General features: G+C 66.7%; 13 protein-coding genes. 7 read left to right on the top strand and 6 right to left on the bottom strand.

What is annotated here, in order from left to right; all coding sequences use genetic code 11:
- Positions 1–42 precede the first annotated feature (42 nt).
- On the bottom strand, positions 43–1,749 hold the full coding sequence (gene rpsA / locus J0J10_RS09715) for a 30S ribosomal protein S1 (protein WP_291646289.1): 1,707 nt from the start codon (positions 1,747–1,749) through the stop codon (positions 43–45).
- 524 nt (positions 1,750–2,273) lie between these two features.
- Here rpsA and J0J10_RS09710 point away from each other — a divergent pair.
- From J0J10_RS09710 to J0J10_RS09695, 4 genes are all read left to right on the top strand, one after another.
- A complete protein-coding gene (locus J0J10_RS09710; protein WP_291646288.1) occupies positions 2,274–2,786 on the top strand; it encodes a c-type cytochrome in 513 nt (170 codons plus the stop codon).
- Positions 2,787–2,912: 126 nt separating this feature from the next.
- Positions 2,913–3,920, top strand: coding sequence for an LLM class flavin-dependent oxidoreductase (locus tag J0J10_RS09705; protein ID WP_291646287.1), 1,008 nt, complete (start codon positions 2,913–2,915; stop codon positions 3,918–3,920).
- Between the two features lie 265 nt (positions 3,921–4,185).
- Positions 4,186–4,743 (top strand): LemA family protein, encoded by a 558-nt coding sequence (locus J0J10_RS09700; RefSeq protein ID WP_291633503.1) that lies wholly within the window; start codon positions 4,186–4,188, stop codon positions 4,741–4,743.
- 28 nt (positions 4,744–4,771) lie between these two features.
- Positions 4,772–5,842 carry a M48 family metallopeptidase gene (locus tag J0J10_RS09695; RefSeq protein ID WP_291646286.1) on the top strand — a complete coding sequence of 357 codons (1,071 nt, stop codon included), beginning with the start codon at positions 4,772–4,774 and terminating at the stop codon, positions 5,840–5,842.
- A gap of 14 nt (positions 5,843–5,856) precedes the next feature.
- Here the strand turns inward: J0J10_RS09695 and J0J10_RS09690 are convergent, their stop codons facing one another.
- Entirely contained in the window at positions 5,857–6,465 is a 609-nt protein-coding gene (locus tag J0J10_RS09690; RefSeq protein WP_291646285.1) for a 2-hydroxychromene-2-carboxylate isomerase, read from the bottom strand.
- Positions 6,466–6,729: 264 nt separating this feature from the next.
- On the opposite strand from J0J10_RS09690, the gene J0J10_RS09685 reads away from it, so the two are divergent.
- Positions 6,730–7,962, top strand: coding sequence for an argininosuccinate synthase (locus tag J0J10_RS09685; RefSeq protein ID WP_291646284.1), 1,233 nt, complete (start codon positions 6,730–6,732; stop codon positions 7,960–7,962).
- A 96-nt stretch (positions 7,963–8,058) separates the two neighbouring features.
- On the opposite strand, the gene J0J10_RS09680 is transcribed toward J0J10_RS09685, so the two are convergent.
- The 3 genes from J0J10_RS09680 to J0J10_RS09670 form a co-directional block, all read right to left on the bottom strand.
- Positions 8,059–9,912 (bottom strand): potassium transporter Kup, encoded by a 1,854-nt coding sequence (locus J0J10_RS09680; RefSeq protein ID WP_291646448.1) that lies wholly within the window; start codon positions 9,910–9,912, stop codon positions 8,059–8,061.
- Between the two features lie 254 nt (positions 9,913–10,166).
- A complete protein-coding gene (locus tag J0J10_RS09675) occupies positions 10,167–12,368 on the bottom strand; it encodes an esterase-like activity of phytase family protein (RefSeq protein ID WP_291646283.1) in 2,202 nt (733 codons plus the stop codon).
- A 139-nt stretch (positions 12,369–12,507) separates the two neighbouring features.
- Positions 12,508–12,930 carry a hypothetical protein gene (locus tag J0J10_RS09670; protein WP_291646282.1) on the bottom strand — a complete coding sequence of 141 codons (423 nt, stop codon included), beginning with the start codon at positions 12,928–12,930 and terminating at the stop codon, positions 12,508–12,510.
- A 134-nt stretch (positions 12,931–13,064) separates the two neighbouring features.
- Between J0J10_RS09670 and J0J10_RS09665 the strand changes: the two genes are divergently transcribed.
- Positions 13,065–13,874 (top strand): helix-turn-helix domain-containing protein, encoded by an 810-nt coding sequence (locus tag J0J10_RS09665; protein ID WP_291646281.1) that lies wholly within the window; start codon positions 13,065–13,067, stop codon positions 13,872–13,874.
- 89 nt (positions 13,875–13,963) lie between these two features.
- Positions 13,964–14,155, top strand: coding sequence for a CsbD family protein (locus tag J0J10_RS09660; RefSeq protein ID WP_291633489.1), 192 nt, complete (start codon positions 13,964–13,966; stop codon positions 14,153–14,155).
- 117 nt (positions 14,156–14,272) lie between these two features.
- Here J0J10_RS09660 and dnaJ read toward each other — a convergent pair whose 3' ends face one another.
- Positions 14,273–15,403, bottom strand: coding sequence for a molecular chaperone DnaJ (gene dnaJ / locus J0J10_RS09655; protein WP_291646280.1), 1,131 nt, complete (start codon positions 15,401–15,403; stop codon positions 14,273–14,275).
- Between the last annotated feature and the right edge of the window lie 106 nt (positions 15,404–15,509).

Below are 15,509 nucleotides of genomic sequence, written 5' to 3'. Positions count from 1 at the left end.
CGGGCCGGTGGTCTGGTCAGGCCGCGAGACGCGGCCCGCGGATCACTTCTTCTCGGTGTTGGCCTTCTTGAGGGCCGCGCCGAGGATGTCGCCGAGCGAAGCACCCGAGTCGGCCGAACCGTACTGGGCCATCGCCTCCTTCTCCTCGGCCATTTCCAGGGCCTTGATCGAGACCTGGATCTTGCGGGCCTTCTTGTCGAAGAGGATGACGCGGGCGTCGACCTTCTCGCCGGCGGCGAAGCGCTCAGGGCGCTGCTCGGCACGATCACGCGCGATTTCGGCGCGCTTGATGAAGGTGGTCATGTCCGTGCCGGCGATCTTGACGTCGAGGCCGCCTTCCTTGACGTCGATGACCTCGCAGGTCACGACCTGGCCCTTCTTGAACTCGCCGGCATCCACGAAGGGATCGCCGCCGAGCTGCTTCAGGCCGAGCGAGATACGCTCCTTCTCGACGTCGACATCGAGAACGACAGCCTGCAGCATGTCGCCCTTCTTGTACTCCTCGATCACCTGCTCGCCCGGACGGTTCCAGTCCAGGTCCGACAGATGGATCATGCCGTCGATGTCGCCTTCCAGGCCCAGGAACAGGCCGAACTCGGTCTTGTTCTTGACCTCGCCCTCGACCACCGAACCGGACGGATGCTGCTCGGCGAAGACCTCCCACGGATTGCGGAGTGTCTGCTTGAGGCCGAGCGAGATGCGGCGCTTGACCTGGTCGACCTCGAGGATCGCGACGTCGACTTCCTGGGAGGTCGAGACGATCTTGCCGGGGTGGACGTTCTTCTTGGTCCAGGACATCTCGGAGACGTGGATGAGGCCTTCGATGCCCGGCTCCACTTCGACGAACGCGCCGTAGTCCGTGATGTTGGTGACGCGGCCCTTGAGGCGCGCACCGACCGGGTAACGGGCGGCGATGCCATCCCACGGATCGGCCAGCAGCTGCTTGATGCCGAGCGAGATGCGGTGCGTCTCCTGGTTGATCTTGATGATCTTGACCTTGACCGACTGGCCGATGGTCACGACCTCGGACGGATGGTTGACGCGACGCCAGGCCATGTCGGTGACATGGAGCAGGCCGTCAATGCCGCCAAGATCGACGAACGCACCGTATTCGGTGATGTTCTTGACGACGCCGTCGATGACCTGGCCCTCTTCGAGCGAGGCGACGAGCTCGGAGCGAGCCTCGGCGCGGGTCTCTTCGAGGACGGTGCGGCGCGAGACGACGATGTTGCCGCGGCGACGATCCATCTTGAGGATCTCGAAGGGCTGCGGCTGACCCATCAGCGGGCCGACGTCGCGGATCGGGCGGATGTCGACCTGCGAACGCGGCAGGAAGGCGACGGCGCCGTCGAGATCGACGGTGTAGCCACCCTTAACCGTGTTGAAGATGTTGCCCATGACCTTCTCACGGGCCTCGAACGCCTTCTCGAGCTTGACCCAGCTCTCTTCACGGCGGGCCTTGTCGCGCGAGATGACGGCTTCGCCGAGCGCGTTCTCGATCCGGTCGAGATAGACCTCGACCTCGTCGCCGACCTTCAGCTCCTGGTCGCGACCAGGGCCGGTGAATTCCTTCAGCGCGACGCGACCTTCGGTCTTCAGACCGACGTCGATGATCGCCATGTCCTTCTCAATGGCAACGACCTTGCCCTTGATGACGGTACCTTCGAGGGCCTCGTTCCGGGTGAACGATTCCTCGAGCAGAGCGGCGAAATCCTCGCGGCCCGCGTGATAGCTTTCGACAGCTGACATAAGTGCTCCTGAACGCCGGCCGCGTATCCCGCGGATGTCCGGCTGGGCGCCGATTGGGTTGGTGTTGCGATCCGGATCGAACCGCGCGGTGCTCCGCTCACGGAGCTTGCCGACCTTTTCAAGGACGGCGGCGCCTGGCCGCAGGGGCCGATCCGCATCCAAGAGGCCGCGCCAAACGCAAAACGGGAGCTGGCCGGTTCGACCGCCCCCGGCTGTGATCGATCACGGCCCTTCGGACGAGCCGGATTTAGTCGATCCCCGGCCTCGGGACAAGAGCCGACAGGGCCTTTCGGCCCGGAAAAACCGCATCGCGGCGGCGAATCCTCCTTGCCGACCTGGGGTACCCCGTTCGGATCAGGCCGTCCGCTTGCCGCTAGGTCATCCACATGTCAATAAACCGGCCTTGACGCGCGGCTCGCCAGCCGCCCGCCACTACCGCCCGTCGTTGCGAATACTGCTCTGAGCTCGCCATCCGTCGTGATCGGCCGCGCCCCTTGCGTGCGCCAGACCAGGAGCCATCGTCGATGCACAGCCCCCTCCCCCGTCTCGCCTTCCTCGCCGCCGCCCTGTTCGCAGCAGCGACCAGCGCCAGTGCCGACAGCGCCCCGCCGAAAGAAAGGGTCCAGCGCGGCGAATACCTCGCCGGAATCATGGATTGCGGCGGCTGCCATACGCCCGGCGTCTTCCTCGGCAAGCCGGACAAGGCGCGCAGCTTCGCCGGCTCCGAGGTCGGCTTCCAGATTCCCGGGCTCGGCACCTTCTACCCACCCAATCTGACGCCCGATCCGGAGACCGGTCTCGGCAAATGGAGCGAACTCGACATCATCAAGGCCGTGCGCACCGGCATCAGGCCCGACGGGCGGATGCTGTCGCCGGCCATGCCCTATGAAAGCTACCGCAAGCTGAACGATGCCGACGCGCTCGCGCTCGCGACCTATTTCAAGAGCCTGAAGCCGGTGAAGAACGCGGTTCCTGCGCTCGCCGGGCCGAGCGAGAAGCCGAGCGCGCCCTACCTCGCGGTCGTCTCGCCGCAATAGGGCGCAGCACCGCCCCTCGCCGGGAGCCGGTCGCTCATGCGTGCCGGCGCCCTTGCACGGGCGCGCCGCGGAGCCAATCTGCAGAGCGAATGCCGGCTGGCCCGGCGCGCTCAAGGGATCGGCCGCATGCTTCCCCTCTCCATCCTCGACCTCGCCTTCATCACCGAAGGCGCGACGGCCGCCGACGCGCTGCACAACAGTCGCGATCTCGCCCGTCATGCCGAAAAACTCGGCTACACCCGCTTCTGGCTGGCCGAGCACCACAACATGACCGGCATCGCCAGCGCCGCGACCTCTGTCGCGATCGGCTATGTCGCCGAGGGTACCTCGACGATCCGCGTCGGCGCCGGCGGCATCATGCTCCCCAACCATTCGCCGCTGGTGATCGCCGAGCAGTTCGGCACGCTGGAGGCGCTCTATCCCGGCCGCATCGATCTCGGCCTCGGCCGCGCGCCGGGTACCGACCAGCGCACCTGGCGGGCGCTGCGGCGCGAGGCCGATTCGGCCGAGCGCTTCCCCCAGGACGTGCTCGAGCTGCAGGCTCTGCTCGGCCCGCTCCAGCCCGACCAGGTGATCCAGGCGGTCCCCGGCACCGACAGCAATGTGCCGCTCTGGATCCTCGGCTCGAGCCTGTTCGGCTCTCAGCTCGCGGCGATGCTCGGCCTGCCCTATGCCTTCGCCTCGCATTTCTCGCCGGATGCGCTGATGGACGCGCTTTCCGTCTATCGCGAGCGTTTCCAGCCCTCGGCCCAGCTCGACAAGCCCCATGCCATGGTCGGCTGCAATGTCGTCGTCGCCGAGACCGATGCCGAGGCGCGATACCTGTTCACCTCCGTGCAGCAGCGCTTCGCCGACATGCTGCGCGGCAAGCGCGGCCTGCTGGCGAAGCCGATCGACGATATCGAGAGCTACTGGTCCGGCCCGGAGAAGGCGCAGGCCCAGCGCATGCTCGCCTGCTCCTTCGTCGGCTCGCGCACGACCGTTCAGGCGCAGCTGCAGGCCTTCGTCGAGAAGACCAGGGCGGACGAGCTGATCGTCGCCTCGGCGGTCTTCGATCACGCCGCCCGCAAGCGCTCCTATGAGATGCTCGCCGAAATCCAGCCCGCGCTCGGCCCGGTGATGGCCCAGGCCTAGACCGCCGCGCGTCCGTTCGGACGCGGTCACGGCGATCTATCTCATCGTTATAGCATCGCATTCTTCCGAAAAATGGAGTCCACTTTTCGGTCCGATGCTATAGCCTCGGCAGGACGGGCGCGTCCTGGCCACCGGCCGACCACGCGGCGGGCGAAACCTCGCCAGACACCGACAATGCGCAGCCGGTGAATTCGGCCGGCTGCTTCCCCTGCATCGGCCTTCATGCAAGGTTGCGCCAGTTTCGCCGGCGCCGGAGGAGAACGCCATGGGTTGGGCCGTCCTGGGACTGATCGTCGTCGTCGTGATCTATCTGATCATGACCTATAACGGGCTCGTGGCGATGCGGCAGCGCGTCAACCAGGCCTTCGCCGACATCGACGTGCAGCTGAAGCAGCGGCATGACCTGATTCCCAATCTGGTCGAGACCGTGAAGGGCTATGCCAGCCACGAGAAGGAAACCTTCGACGCCGTCATCAAGGCCCGTAACCAGGCCCAGGCCGCGGCCGGCCCGCATGACCAGGCCGTGGCCGAACAGCAGCTCACCGGCGCCGTCGGCCGGCTGCTCGCGCTCGGCGAGGCCTATCCCGACCTGAAGGCGAGCGCGAACTTCCAGCAGCTCCAGCAGGATCTCGGCAATGTCGAGGACAAGCTGGCCGCGGCGCGGCGCTTCTTCAACAATGCCGTCAGCGAGTTCAACACCGCGATCCAGGCCTTCCCGGCGGTGTTCTTCGCGCCGCAGATGGGCTTTACCCCGCGCGAGTTCTTCGATGTCGGCGAGCAGACCAGGGCACAGATCGAAGTCGCCCCGAGCGTGAAGTTCTGACGAGGCGCGCGAGCGCGGAGCCGCTGTGATGCCGGGGGAAGCTTTCGGGCTCTACACCCACCAGCGCAACAACCGGATCAGGTCGAATTTCCTGCTCGTCGGGCTGTTCCTGCTGGTCTACCTGACCGTCTGGGGCCTGCTGCTGGTCGGCTACGGCTATGGCGGCGTGCCGCGCGGCAGCAGCGCCTTCAGCGAAGCCGGACGAACCTTCCTGTCCTGGCTGCCGGTGATCACGCTCGCCACGGCCGCCTGGATCTTCATCGGCTTCCGTATCAATGTCGCGCTGATCGGCGCGGTGTCCGGCGCCAGTGGGATCAGCCGCGAGGAGAATCCCAAGCTCTACCGGATGCTTGAGAACCTCTGCATCTCGCGCGGCATGGTGACGCCGAAGCTCGCGATCATCCAGAGCGACGCGCTCAACGCCTTCGCCAGCGGCGTCAACGACAAGCAGTTCACGGTGACGCTGACCACCGGGCTGATCGAGCAGCTCAACGATGCCGAGCTCGAAGCGGTGATCGCCCATGAGCTCACCCATATCCGCAATGGCGACGTCCGGCTGATGGTGATCGCGATCGTCATCGCCGGCGTGATCTCCTTCGTCGGCGAGGTGATGTTCCGCGGCCTCACCCGGCGCAGCATCCGCTATTCCTCGTCCTCCGACGACAAGAAGGGCGGCGGCATCGCGATCCTGATCGGCATCGCCGTGATCGCGATCTCCTGGTTCCTGGCGATCGTGGTCCGGCTATCGCTGTCCCGGGCGCGCGAATATCTCGCCGATGCCGGCGCGGTCGAGCTCACCAAGAATCCGGACGCGATGATCTCGGCCCTGCTCAAGATCTCCGGCCGCGCCGATATCGAGGGCGTACCCTCGGGCGTGATGGACATGTGCTTCGAGAACGATCCCGATGATTTCGCCGATCTGTTCTCGACCCATCCTTCGGTGACCAAGCGGGTGCAGGCGCTGGTGCAGACCGCCGGCGGTCGCATGCCGCTCGAGGCGCCGATCGGCCCGCCCAAGGTCGCCGAGCGCCAGCCTCTGCCGGAAATCGCCGAGACCTCGGCCGCTCACGGGCCGTGGAGCCGCAAGCCGCCGGGCTGAAGCCCCGCCTCGGCTCAGCGGCCGTCCTTCGCCCAGGTCAGCGCTTCCTCGAGCCGGTCGTCGCCCCAGAACAATTCACCGTCTTCGGTGACGAAGGTTGGCGCGCCGAAAATGCCCAGCGATTTCGCCAGCTCGGTCTCGGCCTTCAGCCGGCCCTTGACCTCCTCGCTGCGTGCCAGCGGGAAGGCGAGCGACGGATCGGCACCGGCAGCGCGCAGCGCGGCGGTCAAGACCGCCTCCTCGGCGATGTTGCGCCCCTCGCAGAACTCGGCCCGGAACAGCGCCCTGGTGAAGCCCGGCAGCCAACCGGCATCGCGGCCGGCAAGCGCCAGCCTCGCGGCGACCAGCGAGTTCTGCGGAAAAGCCTCCGGCTTGACGATGCTGAGCCCGGCACGGCCGGCGCGGCGCGCCACATCGCGCCACATATAGCGGCCCTTGCTGGGGTAGAGGTTGAAGGGTGAGCTGTTCCAGCCCTGCGCCGCAAAGATCGGCGCGAGCAGGAAGGGGCGCCAGCGCAGATCGACCCCGGCGGCCTCGGCCGCAGCCTCGATCCTGAGGGCAGTCAGACAGGAATAGGTCGAGGCGAACTCGAACCAGAAATCCAGAACAGGACGTTTCGTCATCAGCCCCCCCGGCGGTCCGAAGCCGGTCCGCCAAATCCACCACGGCGCGGGCGGCACGCCCGTCGATCATCATGCCGGCCCCCCGGCCCGGACCGGCCGGTGCCGATCCATCACCGGAAGACGCCATATCGATCAGAAGGTTCCGATTGCGTCGCCCGTAGCCCTGCGATAGTGCGCCCTTACGTCCGAAATGCGGCCGCCGCGGCCGCATCCGTCTCTCAGGCATGAGCATGTCTCATGCAGCCTCAGCAGGAAGATCAGCCGATGGCCGAAAAGCGCGTGAACAAGGTCGTACTCGCCTATTCCGGCGGCCTCGACACTTCGATCATCCTGAAGTGGCTGCAGACCACCTATAATTGCGAGGTCGTGACCTTCACGGCCGATCTCGGCCAGGGCGAGGAGCTCGGCCCGGCGCGCGACAAGGCGCTGCTGCTCGGCATCAAGCCCGAGAACATCTTCATCGAGGACCTGCGCGAGGAATTCGTGCGCGACTACGTCTTCCCGATGTTCCGCGCCAACGCCGCCTATGAGGGCGTCTATCTGCTCGGCACCTCGATCGCCCGGCCGCTGATCGGCAAGAAGCTGATCGAGATCGCCGAGAAGGTCGGCGCCGACGCCGTCTCGCACGGCGCCACCGGCAAGGGCAACGACCAGGTCCGCTTCGAGCTGACCGCCTATGCGCTGAAGCCAGACGTTCATGTCATCGCGCCCTGGCGCGAATGGGATCTGCGCTCGCGCGAGCAGCTGATCGCCTTCGCCGAGCAGCACCAGATTCCGATCGCCAAGGACAAGCGCGGCGAGGCGCCGTTCTCGGTCGACGCCAACCTGCTGCACGCCTCCTCGGAGGGCAAGGTGCTGGAGGACCCGGCCGTCGAAGTGCCGGACTACGTCTATTCGCGCACGATTTCGCCGGAGGACGCGCCCGACAAGCCGACCGTGATCACCATCGATTTCGAGCAGGGCGACGCGGTCGCGATCGACGGCCAGAAGCTCTCGCCGGCGACGCTCCTGGCCAGGCTCAACGAGCTCGGTCGCGACAATGGCATCGGCCGGCTCGACCTGGTCGAGAACCGCTTCGTCGGCATGAAGAGCCGCGGCATGTACGAAACGCCCGGCGGCACGATCCTGCTTTCGGCGCACCGCGCCATCGAGTCGATCACGCTCGACCGCGGCGCCGCCCATCTCAAGGACCAGCTCATGCCGCAATATGCCGAGCTGATCTATAACGGCTTCTGGTTCTCGCCGGAGCGCGAGATGCTGCAGGCGCTGATCGACAAGAGCCAGGAATTCGTCACCGGCCAGGTGCGGCTCAAGCTCTACAAGGGCGGCGTCCACGTCATCGGCCGCTCGAGCCCGTATTCGCTCTACGACCAAGACCTCGTCACCTTCGAGGAAGGCGCCGTCGCCTATGACCACCGCGACGCGGCGGGCTTCATCAAGCTGAACGCGCTGCGCCTGCGCACGCTCGGTCAGCGCAAGAAGAAGCTCGGCCTCTGATACCACCCAACTAAAAAGGCGCTGGTCATCCCGGGTCTCCCTTCGGTCGCCCGGGATGACCAGCGTTTGATGGCCGGAGAGGCCGTGGCAGGGTGATCAGATCTCGATCTCGACCCCGACCTCGACGACCTGCTTGGCCGGAATATGGAAATGCGCGGCGGAACGCTCGGCGTTGCGCTGCATGAAGGCGAAGAGCGCCTCGCGCCACATCGCCATGCCCGCGATCTCCTCGCGCGGAATGACCGTCTCGCGGCCGATATAATACGACATCCCAGCGAGATCGACGCCAGGCAGCAGGCCGCGCTCGACGCCGCAGCGCAAGCCGTCCGGGATGCGTGGTGTCTCCATGAAGCCGAAATGGATGATCACGCGCGTGACGCTGGGCGCGAGCTCGACCACCTCGATCCGATTCTCGTCGGAGACGCGCGGAATCTCCTCGAGCTTGCCGGTCACCAGCAGAATGCGTTCGTGCAAGGCGTGGTTGTGGCGAACGAAATGCGTCAACGAGATCGGCAGCCCACGCGCGGCCGAGGCCAGGAAGGCGGCCGTCCCTGGCAGGCGCAGCGGCGGATTCGTCGCCAGCATGTCCAGGACCCCCTTCTCCGGCTCGCGCTGGCGCGCGCGCGCCGCCTCCACCAAAGCGAGGCCACGCCGCCAGGTCAGCATGATCATCGTCAGCACCAGGGCCAACAGCAGCGGGTACCAGCCGCCCTCGTGCAGTTTCGGCAGGTTCGCCGAGAAGAAGGCGAGGTCGATCAGCAGGAAGAAACCGTTGACCGCCACGACGAGGATCGGGTTGTAGCCCCATTTCAGCGCGATCAGCGCCGCAAGCCCAGTGGTGATGGCCATCAGTAGCGAGACGGCGATGCCATAGGCGCCGGCCAGCGCGTCGGAGGAGCGAAACATGAAGACCGACGTGAGGGTCGCCAGGCAGATCATCCAGTTGACGATCGGGATGTAGATCTGCCCCTTCTGGTCATCCGCCGTATGCTGGATGTGGATGGCGGGGAAGAGGCCGAGCTGCACGGCCTGCCGGGTCAGCGAGAAGGCGCCGGTGATCACCGCTTGCGAGGCGATGACGGCGGCCGCCGTCGCGAAGAACACCATGGGATAGTGCGCCCAGTCCGGGGCGAGCTGATAGAACGGGTTGGCGATCGCCTCGGGATGGCTCAGCAGCAGGCCGCCCTGACCGAAATAGTTGAGCATCAGCGCCGGTAGCACGACGACAAACCAGGCGATGCGGATCGGCATCGGGCCGAAATGGCCCATATCCGCATACATCGCCTCGCCGCCGGTCACGGCGAGGAAGGTGGCGCCCAGCACGGCGAAGCCGATGATCGGGGCGGTGTGGGTGATAAAGTAGAGCGCGTTGAACGGGTTGATCGCGGCTAGGATGTCCGGCGCCATCAGGATGCCCCGGATGCCGAGCAGCGCGAGGGCGATGAACCAGAGCAGCATGATCGGCCCGAACAGCTTGCCGATGAAGCCGGTGCCCTTGCTCTGCACGAGGAAGACGCCGATCAGGATCATCGCGGTCAGCGGAACGATGGCCGGCGCCAGGAACGGCGCATCGACCTTGAGGCCTTCGATCGCGCTCAGCACGGAAATCGCCGGCGTGATGGCGCCGTCGCCATAGAGCAGCGCGGCGCCGACGAGGCCGACCACCAGCACATAGGCCCGTACCGAGCCCGGCTTGGCATGGCGGGCCTTGAGCAGGGCCAGCATCGCCATGATGCCGCCTTCACCGCGATTGTCGGCGCGCATGATCAGCAGCGAATACTTGAGCGAGATGACCAGGATCAACGCCCACAGAATCATCGAGACGCAACCGACGACCGCGGCCGGCTGCAAGGCCCCGCCGGCGCTCGCGGCACGGGCGGCCTCCTTGAGCGCATAGAGCGGGCTGGTGCCGATATCGCCGTAGACGACGCCGAGAGCGCCAAGCGTCATGGCAGGGACGGAGCCATGCTGCTCGCCATGAGACGGCGAGCTGCTCTGTGACAGAACCCCTTGGGTCATGCGCCACTCTCCCGCTTTTGTGGGAGTAGCGCATGCGCCGGTCGCGACAGCAAGATGCCTGTCGGCTGACGCTCCTTCCAGCAAGGCGAGCCGTCATTCCCGCCGCGGCGAACCCGCGTAGCGCCGGGATGACGAGGTCGCTTGATGCAGCTGGAGATCGAGCCCGCCAGCCTTGTCTTGCAGGCTTACTTTCCGAGCTTGCCGATGGCGAAGAACTGGGTCTCGCCGGAGGAATCGTCGACGCCGTCATTGTCGGTGACGACGAAGAGGTTGCCCTCCTTGTCGAGCGCCATGCCCTCGACCTTGTCGAGCCCGTAGCCGCCGCGCTTCATCAGCTCCGGCGTCAGGTCGCGCAGCAGCGTCTTCTCGACCGTCGGGATGTCGGAAGCGCCGAGCGGCGCCGGCTTCATCCCCCTCACCGAGAAACTCTGCAGCGTCTTCACCGCCCCGGCACCGAACTGGTTGTCACGCTCGATCACAGCGAAGCGGTCCTCGCCGAGATAGGTTAGCTCCGAAAGCCCCATCCAGGCACCGGCAGCCGGCGCGCTCAGCGGATAGTGCAGCACGCCCCAACTCTTGTCGGCGGGCCTGTAGCTCAGGATCTTGGCCTTGCCCTTGGGATCATCCTTCCATTCGCGCTGCACGGCGAGCCAGACCGTTTCGTCCGCGCCCGTGCCGGTGACGGCAACGCCCTCAAGGCCGAAGCGCGAGGCCTGGGCCTCGAGTTCCGCCGGCAGGAAAATCTCCTCCTCGACCTCGCCCTTGGCAGAAACGCGCAGCAGGATGTTCTTCGTCGGCTTCTCCTTGTGCTCGGGATTGCCCTCCGAGGCGAGCCAGAAGCCGCCACCGGGACGCGTTGCGATGCCTTCGAGGTCGTAGGCGGCGGGCTTGCCGTCCTTGCCGAGCGTCAGCGCGCCGGTGATCGTCGCCGGCTTCGCCGTCGCGTCGATTTCGAGGATGCGGGAGGGCGAATAGGCGCTGTCGGTGACGGCGAAGAGCCGGCCGGTCAGGCTCGGATGGGCCGCGAGGCCTGAGAGCGCCCCCCAGCCGAGCGGCACGCCACCGACATCGGCGGACTGAATGGTCGGATAGGCGGCCTGGGCCGCGCTGCGCTCGTAGATCGTCACCGCCGAGCGCGGCCCGCCCTTGGCACCGAGATCGGCCTCGGAGGCCGAGACGAAGAGGTTGCGCTGCGGGATGGCGAGCAGGCCCTCGGGAGCGATCCCGCCCGGCAGCGCCTGGAGATAGCGCGGGGCACGGCCAGCGCCCTCGTCCTTGAAGACGAGCACGAGGGAGGCCCGCTCCAGCCCGACGAAGATCAGCCGGTCCTCGCCATAGGTTCCGACCTCGATGCCCTCGGGCTCGCTGCCCTTGGCCGCCGAGCGGCGCTCCGGATAGTGTCCGAGCCTGATGGCGATATGGTCGACCAGTGCGCCAGAATCGAACTCGACCGTGCCGTCCTTGCGGAAGATGGTGAAGCCGCGCGAGCCGCCCTTCCAGTCGCCCTCATTGGCGGTGACGAAGCGGTCATTGTCGAGCCAGCGCACGGCATCGGGCTCGCGCGCCACCCCTTTCAGCTCCTCGACCGGGCTGATCTGGCCGTCGCGGGTCTTGTCGATGCTCTTCAGATCGACCGCACCGGCCGGGAAATGGGCAACGAGCTTGCCGGTCCCGGTGTCGACGATGGCGAGGTGGTTGTTCTCCTGCAGCGTCACCACGGCGAGCCCGTCCTGGTTGACGTCGACGAATTCGGGCTCGGGGTCGGTTGGCTCGACGGCGGTGATGCCGGTGAGGTCGACGATTTGCTTCGAGGCACAATCAGCTTCGCCGTCCTTGAGGCCGATCAGGGTGAGGTTGCCGGCCGGAAGCTGCGGCAGCGCGCCCTTGTCCAGTTTCTCGTCGCGCTCGTTCTCGATGGCGATGACGATCTTGCGCTTGTCCTTGCTCAGCGCGATCGAATCCGGCTGGCCGCCGAGCTCGCATTTCGCCATGACCTGCTTCGTCTTCAGGTCGATGGTGGCGAGATGCCCGGTCGGTTCCTTGAAATTGTCGCCGGAGGTGACGATCGCGGCGAAGGCCCGGTCACCGAGGACGACCACCGAGGTCGGCTCGCCTTCGACGGACACGAAGCCCGCCGGCTTCGGCGCGCTGGCGGCGGCGATGTCGATCAGGCCGATGCCCTTCTGCTCGGCATCGGTATAGGCGAGCAGCGTGCCGGCCTCGTTGGCGGCGATGATCTCGGCGACGGTCTTCTGCTTGGGGTCGCGGCCGGCGGGGAGATTGCTGGGCACGGAGAAGGTCGCGATACGGTTGAACATCGGTTCGGCCAGAGCCGTACCGCCGAGCAAGACGGTCGCGAGGGCAGCGAAGGCGAGCGGTTTGCGCATCGGACGGGTCCTGTTCCGCAAGGCTTGAGAGAACGGCGGACCCTCCGGCTAATCAGTGCGGGCAACAGTTTCGTGACAGCTGAAACGAGATCGCCCCGCTTCCGGCTCGCCGGAAGCGGGGCGATCTCTGCCGGGGAATTCAAAGCCGGAGAGCAGCGGTCTCAACCTCGACCGGCGTCGACTTTTTGAGCCCGATCACCTCCAGCTCGGTGACGACCGCGACCACCGCGGCCTGAGCCAGGACGAAGGCGATGCCGAGCGCGGTCGGCTGAAACCAGCCGGAGACCAGGATCAGGATACTGTCGGCGACCCAGAGGATGTTGATACCGATCACCGCATGGATGGCGAGCCGCGGCAGACGCACCCGACTGGCGAGGAAGGCGAGCACCGCGGCGCAGGGCAGCAGCACGAGCCCGGCGCCGCGCAGGAACTCGGCCGGGAAGCCGAGCAGGCCGGCAAGCGCTCCGGCTCCGAAACTGAGCAGCAGGCCGGTGGCGGCACAGGCGGCGGCATCGAGGGCGAGGACGTTGCGCAGGAAGCTGGAGGACTGGATGTAGGCCATGGCTGTTCTCCGGTTTGGCCGCCGTTCCGGGCAGCGCCGTTGCTGATGGAGGCCATGCTGACGGATGCCCGGAGGTCGGTCGATTAAGCCGGAGGTAATTGGAAGCCGGTCCGACCGGCGCTAGCTTGCCCCACATGAACCAGCACCAGAAACCTACGGTCGGCCATCTCATCCGCGACTGGCGCCAGCTTCGCCGGCTCAGCCAGCTCGACCTCGCCCTCGAGGCCGAGATCTCCCAGAAGCATCTCAGCTTCATCGAAAGCGGCCGCTCGGCGCCGAGCCGGGACATGGTCCTGCACCTCGCCGAAAATCTCGGCGTGCCCCTGCGTGAGCGCAACGCGCTCCTGCTCGCAGCCGGCTATGCGCCGGTCTATCTCGAACGCTCGCTCGAGGATCCCGGCCTGCAGGCGGCCCGCAGCGCGATCGATCTGCTGCTGAAAGGGCATGAGCCCTATCCGGCGCTGGCGGTCGACCGGCACTGGACGCTGCTCGCCGCCAACGCCGCGGTGGCGCCGCTGCTCGCAGGCGTGACCGAAGCGGAGCTGCTGCGTCCGCCGGTCAATGTGCTGAGGCTCAGCCTGCATCCCGGCGGCCTCGCGCCGGCGATCGTCAACTTCGCCGAATGGCGCAGCCATCTGATCGCCCGGCTGCGCCAGCAGATTCGCGCCACCGCCGACCCGGCGCTCGCCGAACTGCTGGCGGAGCTGTTGGGATATCCCACGCCGGACCTGCCGGCGCGCAAGGGCAAGGCCGGCGAAGACAGCGAGCCGCCGGTCGTCGTGCCGCTGCAAATGCGTTTCGGCGACAGCATCCTGTCGCTGATCTCGGCGACGACGGTGTTCGGCACGCCGGTCGACGTCACCTTGTCGGAACTCGCGCTCGAAACCTTCTTCCCGGCCAATCAGGCGACGGCGGAAGCACTGAGGGCGATAGCCGGCTCGTAGCGCGCAGCGTGCCGGGAACCTTCCTCGCGCCCGGCCGTTCATTGGGCATCGCCGCTGCGGCGGCACATGTTCGAGCAAGGAAACGACCGATGGGCAGCACCGCCGACAAGATCAAGGGCATGGCCAACGAGGCCGCCGGCAACATCAAGCAGGCCGCCGGCAAGGCGCTGAACAAGCCCGGCCTCGAGGCCGAGGGCTTCGCGCAGGAGCGCAAGGGCGAGGCCCAGCAAGCCGTCGGCAAGGCCAAGGATGCGGTCAAGAAAGTGATCGACAAGGCCTGATCATCACATCAGGTCCCGATCAAGAAGCGGGCGCCGAAAGGCGCCCGCTTTTTCGTATCCAGATCATTCCGGCCGCAGCGACGCGTAAGGCCGGAATGGGGCTACCAGCAGGGCGCCTCAGGCGGCGCCGCCGAGGCCGCCGAGGAAGTCCTTGACCCGGCCGAAGAAGCCGGCGCTTTCCGGATGGGTCGCGCCGGAGCTCTCGCGCTCGAATTCGAGCAGCAATTCGCGCTGACGGGCGGTGAGCTTCTGCGGCGTCTCGACCAGGACCTGGATGTAGAGGTCGCCGGAATCGCGCGAGCGCAACACGCTCATGCCCTTGCCCTTGAGGCGGAACTGCTTGCCGGTCTGCGTGCCCTCCGGGATCTTCACCCTGGCCTTCTCGCCATTAAGGGTCGGCACCTCGATCTCGCCGCCTAGTGCCGCCGAGGTCAGGCCGATCGGCACGCGGCAGAACAGGTCGGCGCCATCGCGCTGGAAGATCGCGTGCGGCTTGATCGAGAGGAAGATGTAGAGATCCCCCGCCGGACCGCCGCGCAGGCCGGCCTCTCCCTCGCCGGCGAGGCGGATGCGTGTGCCGTCCTCGACACCGGCCGGGATGTTGACCGAGAGCGTGCGCTCGCGGGTGACGCGGCCGGAACCATGGCAGCCATTGCAGGGATCGTCGATAACCTCGCCACGGCCGCCGCAGGTCGGGCAGGTGCGCTCGACCGAGAAGAAGCCCTGATTGGCACGAACGCGCCCATGGCCGCCGCAGGTCGCGCATTGCCGCGATTTCGAGCCTGCCTTGGCGCCGGTGCCGGTGCAGACCTCGCAGACCACGGAGGTCGGCACGCGAATGGTCGCGTTCTTGCCGGCATAGGCCTCCTCGAGGCCGATCTCGAGATTGTAGCGCAGATCGGCGCCGCGCTCGCGGGCATTGGCGCCGCGCGGACCACCACGGCCGCGGCCGTCGCCGAAGAAGGATTCGAAGATGTCCGACATGAAGTCGGACATGTCGGCCGGGCCGCCACCGCCGCCCTGCTCGAAGGCCTGGTGGCCGTAGCGGTCATAGGCGCCGCGCTTCTGGCCGTCGGAGAGAACCTGATAGGCCTCGTTCAATTCCTTGAACTTGGTCTCGGCCGCCTTGTCGCCGGGATGCCGATCCGGATGGCACTGCATGGCGAGCTTGCGGAAGGCGCTCTTCAGCTCCGCTTCGCTGGCGGTCTTCTGCACGCCGAGAATTTCGTAATAGTCGCGCTTGGACATCAAACAGCCGCTCTTGCGCCCTCCTGCGCCTCACGACGCAGCCAGGCGAGCTTTCCCTTCACAGGCCATTCCGCGAATGCAATGGCCGGGTCAAGCCCGGCCATCA

The sequence above is a fragment of the Allobosea sp. genome, assembly GCF_017308075.1.
Lineage (GTDB): Bacteria > Pseudomonadota > Alphaproteobacteria > Rhizobiales > Beijerinckiaceae > Allobosea.
The sequence above is the reverse complement of the archived record's forward strand: the minus strand, read 5'-3'. Positions and strand labels throughout refer to the sequence as shown.

Excerpts from the sequence above, each read along its gene's own strand:
- rpsA (WP_291646289.1), bottom strand. The coding sequence starts at position 1,749 with ATGTCAGCTGTCGAAAGCTATCACGCGGGCCGCGAGGATTTCGCCGCT.
- J0J10_RS09710 (WP_291646288.1), top strand. The coding sequence starts at position 2,274 with ATGCACAGCCCCCTCCCCCGTCTCGCCTTCCTCGCCGCCGCCCTGTTC.
- J0J10_RS09705 (WP_291646287.1), top strand. The coding sequence starts at position 2,913 with ATGCTTCCCCTCTCCATCCTCGACCTCGCCTTCATCACCGAAGGCGCG.
- J0J10_RS09700 (WP_291633503.1), top strand. The coding sequence starts at position 4,186 with ATGGGTTGGGCCGTCCTGGGACTGATCGTCGTCGTCGTGATCTATCTG.
- J0J10_RS09695 (WP_291646286.1), top strand. The coding sequence starts at position 4,772 with ATGCCGGGGGAAGCTTTCGGGCTCTACACCCACCAGCGCAACAACCGG.
- J0J10_RS09690 (WP_291646285.1), bottom strand. The coding sequence starts at position 6,465 with ATGACGAAACGTCCTGTTCTGGATTTCTGGTTCGAGTTCGCCTCGACC.
- J0J10_RS09685 (WP_291646284.1), top strand. The coding sequence starts at position 6,730 with ATGGCCGAAAAGCGCGTGAACAAGGTCGTACTCGCCTATTCCGGCGGC.
- J0J10_RS09680 (WP_291646448.1), bottom strand. The coding sequence starts at position 9,912 with ATGACGCTTGGCGCTCTCGGCGTCGTCTACGGCGATATCGGCACCAGC.
- J0J10_RS09675 (WP_291646283.1), bottom strand. The coding sequence starts at position 12,368 with ATGCGCAAACCGCTCGCCTTCGCTGCCCTCGCGACCGTCTTGCTCGGC.
- J0J10_RS09670 (WP_291646282.1), bottom strand. The coding sequence starts at position 12,930 with ATGGCCTACATCCAGTCCTCCAGCTTCCTGCGCAACGTCCTCGCCCTC.
- J0J10_RS09665 (WP_291646281.1), top strand. The coding sequence starts at position 13,065 with ATGAACCAGCACCAGAAACCTACGGTCGGCCATCTCATCCGCGACTGG.
- J0J10_RS09660 (WP_291633489.1), top strand. The coding sequence starts at position 13,964 with ATGGGCAGCACCGCCGACAAGATCAAGGGCATGGCCAACGAGGCCGCC.
- dnaJ (WP_291646280.1), bottom strand. The coding sequence starts at position 15,403 with ATGTCCAAGCGCGACTATTACGAAATTCTCGGCGTGCAGAAGACCGCC.